This window comes from Enterobacter cloacae complex sp. S3, from assembly GCF_014930495.1.
In the GTDB taxonomy this organism is placed as follows: domain Bacteria; phylum Pseudomonadota; class Gammaproteobacteria; order Enterobacterales; family Enterobacteriaceae; genus Enterobacter; species Enterobacter asburiae_B.
In genome coordinates this window covers 19229-27835 of the sequence record NZ_JADBRD010000026.1, presented here as the reverse complement: position 1 = coordinate 27835, position 8607 = coordinate 19229, and the positions used below count along the sequence as shown (strand labels likewise).

Sequence of the window (8607 nt, the reverse complement as noted above, 5' to 3'; positions counted from 1 at the left end):
GCCGTGGGCGGGCTGAGGCAAAATTCGTGAAGCCGCCTGCAAAATTCGGTGGGTTTTTATGTGCGCCAGCACTCATAACTTAAATTTATGCAACGGAGATCACACAAACGGGGGGTGGGGCGTAGGGGTTGGGAGGATGGAAAGAGGATGTCAAATAAGGAGACTGAGTCACGTTGAACCACCTTATGTATCCACGAGCACATCACCAAAAAGGATGGCAGATATGAATATCAAGACTGGCGCACGCGTTTTCGCATTGTCCGCCCTTGCAGCAATGATGGTTTCCGCCCCGGCGCTCGCCAAAATTGAAGAAGGCAAGCTGGTTATCTGGATTAACGGCGACAAGGGCTATAACGGCCTGGCCGAAGTGGGCAAAAAATTCGAAAAAGATACCGGCATCAAAGTTACCGTAGAACACCCTGACAAGCTGGAAGAGAAGTTCCCGCAGGTTGCAGCAACCGGCGACGGCCCGGACATTATTTTCTGGGCGCATGACCGTTTCGGGGGTTACGCGCAGTCTGGCCTGCTGGCTGAAGTGACGCCAGATAAAGCCTTCCAGGACAAGCTGTTCCCGTTCACCTGGGATGCCGTTCGCTATAACGGCAAGCTGATCGCTTACCCTATCGCGGTTGAAGCCCTGTCTCTGATTTACAACAAAGACCTGGTACCAAACCCGCCGAAAACCTGGGAAGAGATCCCGAAACTGGATAAAGAGCTGAAGGCGAAAGGTAAATCCGCCCTGATGTTCAACCTGCAAGAGCCGTACTTCACCTGGCCGCTGATTGCTGCCGACGNNATCCTGCTGCTTCTGACGCTGGCGCAGACGGACATAGAGAACATCTACATGATCACAATAAAAAAAAAAAAAAAATGGGCGTGGACAACGCTGGCGCGAAAGCGGGTCTGACCTTCCTGGTGGATCTGATCAAGAACAAACACATGAACGCGGATACCGATTACTCCATCGCGGAAGCGGCGTTCAACAAAGGCGAAACCGCGATGACCATCAACGGTCCGTGGGCCTGGACCAACATCGACAAGAGCAAAGTCAACTACGGCGTGACCCTGCTGCCAACCTTCAAAGGCAAGCCGTCTAAACCGTTCGTTGGCGTGCTGAGCGCGGGCATCAACGCTGCCAGCCCGAACAAAGAGCTGGCGAAAGAGTTCCTGGAAAACTACCTGCTGACCGATCAGGGTCTGGATGAAGTGAACAAGGACAAACCGCTGGGCGCCGTCGCGCTGAAATCCTTCCAGGATCAGCTGGCGAAAGATCCACGTATCGCGGCCACCATGGATAACGCCCAGAAAGGCGAAATCATGCCGAACATCCCACAGATGGCTGCGTTCTGGTACGCCACGCGTACCGCGGTCATCAACGCTGCAAGCGGTCGTCAGACTGTCGATGCCGCGCTGAAAGATGCTCAGGGTCGTATTACTAAGTAATGACGTAGTCCCCTTTCCCTTTAGGAGAGGGTTAGGGTGAGGGTTGGCGCTATCCGCACGCCCTCACCCCGGCCCTCTCCCCCAGGAGAGGGAGAAAAGATCAAACGTTGTAGAGGAAAAACCCCATGGATGTCATTAAAAAGAAACGCTGGTGGCAAAGCGACGCGCTGAAGTGGTCAGCGATAGGTCTGCTGTGTCTGCTGGTGGGTTACCTTGTTGTTTTAATGTACGTACAAGGGGAATATCTGTTTGCCATCATGACGCTGATTTTAAGCTCTGCTGGCCTGTATATTTTCGCTAATCGTAAAGCCTATGCATGGCGCTATGTTTATCCGGGCGTGGCCGGGATGGGGCTGTTTGTCCTGTTCCCGCTGATTTGTACCATCGCCATTGCGTTTACCAACTACAGCAGCACCAACCAGCTTGCGCAGGAACGCGCGCAGCAGGTCCTGCTGGATCGCTCATATCAGGCAGGCAAGACCTTTAACTTCGGCCTGTATCCTGCCGGTAACGAGTGGAAGTTAGCGCTTACTGACGAAGCAAGCAGCAAATACTATGTCTCCGACGCGTTCAAATTTGGCGGCGAGCAGAAGCTGGCCTTAAAAGAGGCACAGGCCCTGCCGGAAGGTGAACGTGCCAACCTGCGCGTCATTACCCAGAATCGTCAGGCGCTGACCCAGCTCACCGCAGTGCTGCCAGACGAAAGCAAAGTGACCATGAGCTCGCTGCGCCAGTTCTCCGGCACGCAGCCGCTGTATACCCTGGCGGACGACGGCACGCTGACCAACAACCAGAGCGGCGTGAAATATCGTCCGAATAACGACATTGGTTTCTATCAGTCCATTACTGCCGACGGCAAATGGGGTGATGACAAGCTCAGCCCGGGCTATACCGTCACCATCGGCTGGGACAACTTTACCCGCGTGTTTACCGACGAAGGCATTCAGAAACCGTTCTTCGCCATCTTCGTCTGGACGGTGGTCTTCTCGGTGCTGACGGTGATCCTGACCGTGGCCGTGGGCATGGTGCTGGCCTGTCTGGTCCAGTGGGAATCCCTGAAAGGCAAAGCGATTTACCGCGTGCTGCTGATCCTGCCGTATGCCGTACCGTCGTTTATCTCGATTCTGATTTTCAAAGGGCTTTTTAACCAGAGCTTCGGTGAAATCAACATGATGCTGAGCGCCCTGTTCGGCATCAAACCGGCCTGGTTCAGCGACCCGACCACCGCTCGCTCGATGATTATCATCGTGAACACCTGGCTCGGTTATCCGTACATGATGATCCTGTGCATGGGCCTGCTGAAGGCTATCCCGGACGATCTGTACGAAGCCTCGGCGATGGACGGCGCGGGCCCGTTCCAGAACTTCTTCAAGATTACGCTGCCGCTGCTCATTAAGCCGCTGACGCCGCTGATGATTGCCAGCTTCGCCTTTAACTTTAACAACTTCGTGCTGATTCAGCTGTTGACCAACGGCGGCCCGGACCGCCTTGGCACCACGACGCCAGCAGGCTATACCGACCTGCTCGTGAGCTACACCTACCGTATCGCCTTCGAAGGCGGCGGCGGCCAGGACTTCGGTCTGGCGGCAGCGATTGCCACCCTGATCTTCCTGCTGGTAGGCGCTCTGGCGATTGTGAACCTGAAAGCCACACGTATGAAATTTGATTAAGGAGGGCATCAATCATGGCAATGGTACAACCCAAATCTCAGAAGTTGCGCCTCCTGGCGACGCACTTAGGCCTGCTGATTTTCATCGCGGCGATCATGTTCCCGCTGCTGATGGTTATCGCCATCTCCCTGCGTTCGGGTAACTTCGCGACGGGGAGCCTGATCCCGGACGAAATCTCCTGGGAGCACTGGAGGCTCGCGCTGGGCTTCAGCGTGGAACACGCGGATGGCCGCGTCACGCCGCCGCCGTTCCCGGTCCTGCTGTGGCTGTGGAACTCGGTGAAAATCGCAGGTATTACCGCCATTGGTATCGTGGCGCTTTCCACCACCTGTGCTTATGCCTTCGCCCGCATGCGTTTCCCGGGCAAAGCGACGCTGCTGAAAGGGATGCTGATTTTCCAGATGTTCCCGGCCGTACTGTCGCTGGTGGCGTTGTATGCCCTGTTTGACCGTCTGGGCCAGTACGTACCGTTTATCGGCCTGAACACCCACGGCGGCGTGATCTTCGCCTATCTTGGCGGTATCGCACTGCATGTGTGGACCATCAAAGGCTATTTCGAAACTATCGACGGCTCGCTGGAAGAAGCGGCCGCGCTGGATGGCGCAACCCCGTGGCAGGCGTTCCGCCTGGTGCTGCTGCCGCTGTCGGTGCCGATTCTGGCGGTAGTGTTTATCCTGTCGTTTATCGCTGCGATCACCGAAGTACCGGTTGCCTCACTGTTACTGCGTGATGTGAACAGCTACACCCTGGCCGTAGGTATGCAGCAATACCTCAACCCGCAAAACTACCTGTGGGGCGACTTTGCCGCGGCGGCCGTACTTTCCGCCATCCCGATTACCGTGGTGTTCCTGCTGGCGCAGCGCTGGCTGGTCAACGGCCTGACGGCGGGCGGTGTGAAAGGTTAAGTTTCATTTTGTTATGCCACTGCAACCCTCAACTTTAGACGTATTGTATTGACCCAACTTGTGACTGTTGTTAGGCGGCCTCCGGGCCGCCATTTTTTTATTCGCGTTTCAGCCGCTTCGAGTTGCACAGCCAGAGGGTGATCACCAGCAGCAGGATCGCCGCCGAGTAGATCAGCACGTCGAGCGGGGATTTATGATCGACGATGATCAGCCGCACTATCGCAGTGATCCCAATGTAGACAAAATAACGCAGCGGGAAGTGAAAGCCGGACTGAAAGTACTTCACAATCAGGGCGATAAATTCAAAGTAGAGAAAGTAGACCACCAGGCCTTCCACCAGCGCATATTTGCTGGTTTGTTCAGGGGCGAACAGTACATCCGCAAGATGCACTGTCTCTTTACCCAAAAAGACGACCAGTATCAGGCCAAGGCTCAACAGACCGAGGTTCAGCACGGTCTGGAGGACTGTTGAGATAAACTCAACGCGCGGGCGAGTCAGGGATGTCATACAGCACCTCATTCTCCAGGGCGAGGTTCCTGTATAACGCAAAAATGTGACGGGGATCTATATTTTTTGTTTATGTTTGACGCAATGGAGAGGATTCCCCTCTCCCCTTAGGGGAGAGGGTGAGGGGCATCAGCGGAAGTTAATGTTCTTATCGCTCGTCATGTCATACAGCTGGAACTTACGTCCAAGCTGCTGACCCCCGTCACGCGTCAGCGGCGTCCAGCCCACTGCCGCACGGCTGCGGGTTGGGCCTGACGAGAACAGATCCAGCGGGATCGACACGTAGACCCCTTTGGTGAAGTCCCCTTCCCCGTACTCGTCCGGCGAAACGTTGGTGATGGTGGCATAGCCACCCACCACGACGCCGCTGTCGAAGTGTTTAGAGATGTCCAGCGTACCGCCCTTATCGCCCGCCAGGTACTGGCCGACGCTGGCTTTCACCAGCACGTCAGGCGCGAACGACGGCGTCCAGTAGGCGGTCAGATGGCCCGTTTTGACGCTGTAGTCGGTGAACTTCATCATGTCCTGCGCGCTGCGCCAGTCACGCTGTTTGACGTAGTTGGCATCCACCCCGAACGCCCAGTTACTGTCGACAGGACGATAAAGCACTTCCGCCCCCGCGCCGCCGTACATGGTTTCCAGATACCCGCCGTACACCTGGCCGTAGAAGCCGTTGCCAAAGTACTGGAAGTAGTTGGCCTGCAGGTTATTCACGTAGGCATCGTTTTGTACGTACTCACGCACGCGGGTACGCACGCGCGGCAGCGCCGAGTCTTTTGGCGGGTTGGTGTAGTTGAACTTGTCGTAGTTATTGGCGATGTTGCCGAACAGGCTGCCAGTGGTCAGCAGGTGGTCGGTGAGCCACAGATCCGCCGTCGCCATGACGCCCAGCTGATACATGTAGAAGTTTTCAGGCCCGCCGACGGACTGGTTCAGCACCGGATCGATATGGAAATCGAAGCGCGATTTGTCGATATACCAGCCCTGCTCGGTGGTTTCCGGCACGATCGGCTCTACGCGTTTTTGCACCAGCTCGGTTTCATGCCCGAGCGGCTCGCCTTCCAGATGGCGCCTGAGGCTGGCAACGTCCGTTTCCGTCGTCATCTGCGGCAGGTTGAGACGGTTCTCCGTCACGCGGATCGTGCGGATCCCCTCCGGCAGATCGTTCATAACGATCCGGTTAGCGCGTTCGATCCCTTCGCGCGAGTCGCGGTATTTCACCTGCTCGCCGGTGACGTACAGCGTGTCGCCTTTCACCTGAATTTTCGGATCCGCCAGGCCGGCATTGTATTTCAGCAGCGTCAGCTGGTTTGCCACCACGGAGTGCTGCAGAATCGCATCCTGCGGCTCCGGCTGGTATGCAGGGCGCGCGTTATCATTGTAGTGCGGCCGCATGTCGTTAAAGTTGGTGCGCAGCGTGAAGCCAAACATCACCGTATTGCCGCGCTCGTAGCTGAGGTTAACGTCGGCCCAGTCGGTGACGCGATAAATGGCGCCGACGTTAAACTTGCTCTTCTGCTCAATCTTTCCGGCGAAGTCCTGCGAGTAGTCATTCCCCTCATATTCCAGCTTCAGGCGTAATGGCTGCCAGGGCGTTTGATACTCCACGCCGCCAAACAGCGACGCCGGACCGTGGAACATCTGGTCTCCGTTGATGGAGCCCGCTTTCTTATAGCTGTTATCGCGGTAGCAGTATTTATCGCTGTAGGAGCAAAACGGGTTTTTCACGTTGCCGCTGGTGCCGAGATAGCCCCATCCCAGGCCGAGCGAGAAGTCGAACGGCCCCCAGGCTTTACTGGCCACGATGTATTCCGCATCAAACAGACCGGTACCACCGATATCTTTGGCGCCCACGGACACCTGCGGCATCCAGTAGCTCTCTTCCCACAGGCGCAGCTTGACGTCGAAGGCTTTATCTTTGTAGGTCTGATCGCCGGAGAACGCCTCTACGCTGCTGTATTGTTTCGTACGCACGTCGGTATAGCGCAGCGTGGTTTCAAGCCACGGGAATAGCTGTACCGAGGCGGAGTAATAGCGATACTGGTCGTTATCACGGTAGTTAAGGCTAATTTCCCCTTCGCGCGCCATCCGCGCGGTGGGCGTTTGCAGTAAACCGACGCCGCCGAAGTCTGACTGAGACGGGCCAATGGGTGCCGGATACGTTTCTGCATGGCAGGCGGCACTCACGCAGAGCGCCAGCATGCTGTAAAGATAGGTTCTTTTCATTATTCCGGTATCCGCTGAATCAGGGAGTGAAGGATATCGGCGTTAAGCCCGTCATACGCCTTCGTCCAGAAATGGTCGGCAAAACCGACAAAAATGATGCTGCCCGGCATAGGTTCGATATGCCGTTTATTCCAGTAAGCGACGGGGGCTTTTTGTGTGTGCCCGTCAGGGTAAACCACCCAGGCGTAGCTGTTATCGGCACCGCTCAGCAGGCTCTGCTCGTCGAGGTAGCTCGCCACGTCACGACCGGGCGTGAAGGGCTTTTTACCCGGGCTGCTGATAAGCCCCATTACGGTCACCGTCGTCGGCTTCTCCGGCAGCCAGAGCGTATACTCCCCTTCAAGCGTGGGGTTGCCCTTTTCCGTGACGCGCACTTCGTCGGGATCCAGGTTCACGTTCTGACGGCCAGTCACCTTCAGCGCCTGCAGCTGCTGGCGAACGCTGTTAATCGCCGCCGCGTCGTCGCCATCTTCCTGCTCCGCTAATCCCGTCAGCCTGGCAAGAAGCGCCTTGTGCTGTTGTTCCGCTTCAGCGGTCTTCTGCCGTTCAGCGATCACTGCCCCCGGCCACCAGCTGTTGGCGAGCCTTGGCTGTCCGACGAGATCGAGCAGATGCTCAGCGTGGGTTAAGGTTTTGGGTTTTTCACTGTCTGGCGTGTAGACCTTCACCGTCCCTGCGGACCATGCCAGCGGCGCGGCAAGGCTGGCGAGAAGCGCAACGTGGATGAGCGTTTTCATGATTTCGCCGCCTTGATCAGGGTGGTTTTCACCGGGAAGAATCCGGCACCGAGATACTGCTGGGACTGGCGGATCTGCCCTTCCTCGTCGATCCAGAAGCGGTTGTGCCAGGTGGCCTGGTCGGTAGTGACTTCTTCATCCAGCACGCGAACCTGCGTTTCGTCGCTGCCGACTTTCACGCTGTCCGTGCCGTCCCAGCGGAAGGTCGAGCGTGCCGTGGCGTAACGCACCTGCTTATGTTCGGTCCAGCCCATCGTGCGCGTCCAGCTTGCGCCGTCGGCGATCTGGTTCGGCTTGATCAGCGGATCGGCAGCGATGTTATTCACCTCCAGCAGGTTGTCGCCGCCCAACAGGGTTTTCACGATACGACCATGCTGCGTCACGATGGTGGCCTGATCCTGCGTCACCCATTTCTGCTGCCCGTTTTCATCGAAAGCGAGCACCACAAACAGCTGCGGGCCATCGTTTAGCTGCATGTACTGACTGGCATAGGGCATGTTTTGAAGTTCGTCATCGGTCAAATGCACGCCCGGTGTGCCGAACATGCTTTCCCACAGTGAGTTTCCCAGCCCTTTGGTGGTGGCCGAGCACGCCTGCAGCAGCAGGCAAATCAGAATGATTGCAGGTCGCTTCACGACTCTTCTCCGAAGGGGCGAAATAACCACACCGAAGTGTGGTTATGATTAAAACACCCGCTATTACTGGGTGCTGGTTGTCGTGGTGGTCGTGGTTCCGGTATTGGAGCCATCACCGCCACCGGTTGCCGCCAGCGCGACACCCACGGCTGAACTTACGGTGCTGGCGCTGGCTGCGGTAGAACTTCCCGCAGACGCAGACGTCGCAGCCGAACCTGCCGCTTCCCCGACCTGAACCGGAGCTGCATAGACAGATGTCGCCGCAAGCGCAGATATGGCAAAAATGCCATACAGTACTTTCTTCATAACAATTTCCCTTCAATGAATGAATGGAGATTTGCCCGAAAAGAATTTCAGGCGGAATCGAGTATACACAACTACTGCCGTGGGTTTGCCGTAAGGGGAAATAGGGATGGAGTTTTCGGACTAATGGTTAAAATGGAAATGAAAGGCAAATAACATAAATATATAATAGATAAAAAT

7 protein-coding genes and 2 pseudogenes are annotated in these 8607 nt (G+C 56.3%); 4 read left to right on the top strand and 5 right to left on the bottom strand.

What is annotated here, in order from left to right; all coding sequences use genetic code 11:
• Positions 1-223: 223 nt before the first annotated feature.
• The 4 genes and pseudogenes from malE (IM317_RS24290) to malG all read left to right on the top strand — a co-directional run.
• A pseudogene (malE, locus tag IM317_RS24290) lies at positions 224-793 on the top strand (maltose/maltodextrin ABC transporter substrate-binding protein MalE); the annotation flags it as partial.
• A 71-nt stretch (positions 794-864) separates the two neighbouring features.
• Positions 865-1443, top strand: a pseudogene (gene malE / locus IM317_RS24285) (maltose/maltodextrin ABC transporter substrate-binding protein MalE); the annotation flags it as partial.
• A gap of 125 nt (positions 1444-1568) precedes the next feature.
• A complete protein-coding gene (malF, locus tag IM317_RS15635; RefSeq protein ID WP_029740622.1) occupies positions 1569-3113 on the top strand; it encodes a maltose ABC transporter permease MalF in 1545 nt (514 codons plus the stop codon).
• A gap of 14 nt (positions 3114-3127) precedes the next feature.
• Positions 3128-4018: a maltose ABC transporter permease MalG gene (gene malG, locus IM317_RS15630; protein WP_033144383.1), complete on the top strand. Its 891-nt coding sequence runs from the start codon at positions 3128-3130 to the stop codon at positions 4016-4018.
• A 97-nt stretch (positions 4019-4115) separates the two neighbouring features.
• On the opposite strand, the gene psiE is transcribed toward malG, so the two are convergent.
• From psiE to yjbE, 5 genes are all read right to left on the bottom strand, one after another.
• Positions 4116-4526, bottom strand: a complete 411-nt coding sequence (gene psiE, locus IM317_RS15625; RefSeq protein WP_021242727.1) for a phosphate-starvation-inducible protein PsiE — start codon at positions 4524-4526, stop codon at positions 4116-4118.
• 129 nt (positions 4527-4655) lie between these two features.
• Positions 4656-6752, bottom strand: a complete 2097-nt coding sequence (locus tag IM317_RS15620; protein WP_033144382.1) for a YjbH domain-containing protein — start codon at positions 6750-6752, stop codon at positions 4656-4658.
• A complete protein-coding gene (locus IM317_RS15615) occupies positions 6752-7489 on the bottom strand; it encodes a capsule biosynthesis GfcC D2 domain-containing protein (RefSeq protein ID WP_023334129.1) in 738 nt (245 codons plus the stop codon). The genes IM317_RS15620 and IM317_RS15615 overlap by 1 nt, the downstream gene beginning before the upstream one ends.
• The gene (locus IM317_RS15610) at positions 7486-8124 is read right to left on the bottom strand and encodes a YjbF family lipoprotein (RefSeq protein WP_033144381.1); all 639 of its coding nucleotides are present in this window, start codon (positions 8122-8124) and stop codon (positions 7486-7488) included. Before IM317_RS15610 ends, IM317_RS15615 begins: the two co-directional genes overlap by 4 nt.
• Positions 8125-8187: 63 nt before the next feature.
• Positions 8188-8430 (bottom strand): exopolysaccharide production protein YjbE, encoded by a 243-nt coding sequence (gene yjbE / locus IM317_RS15605; RefSeq protein WP_008503423.1) that lies wholly within the window; start codon positions 8428-8430, stop codon positions 8188-8190.
• Positions 8431-8607: the final 177 nt, after the last annotated feature.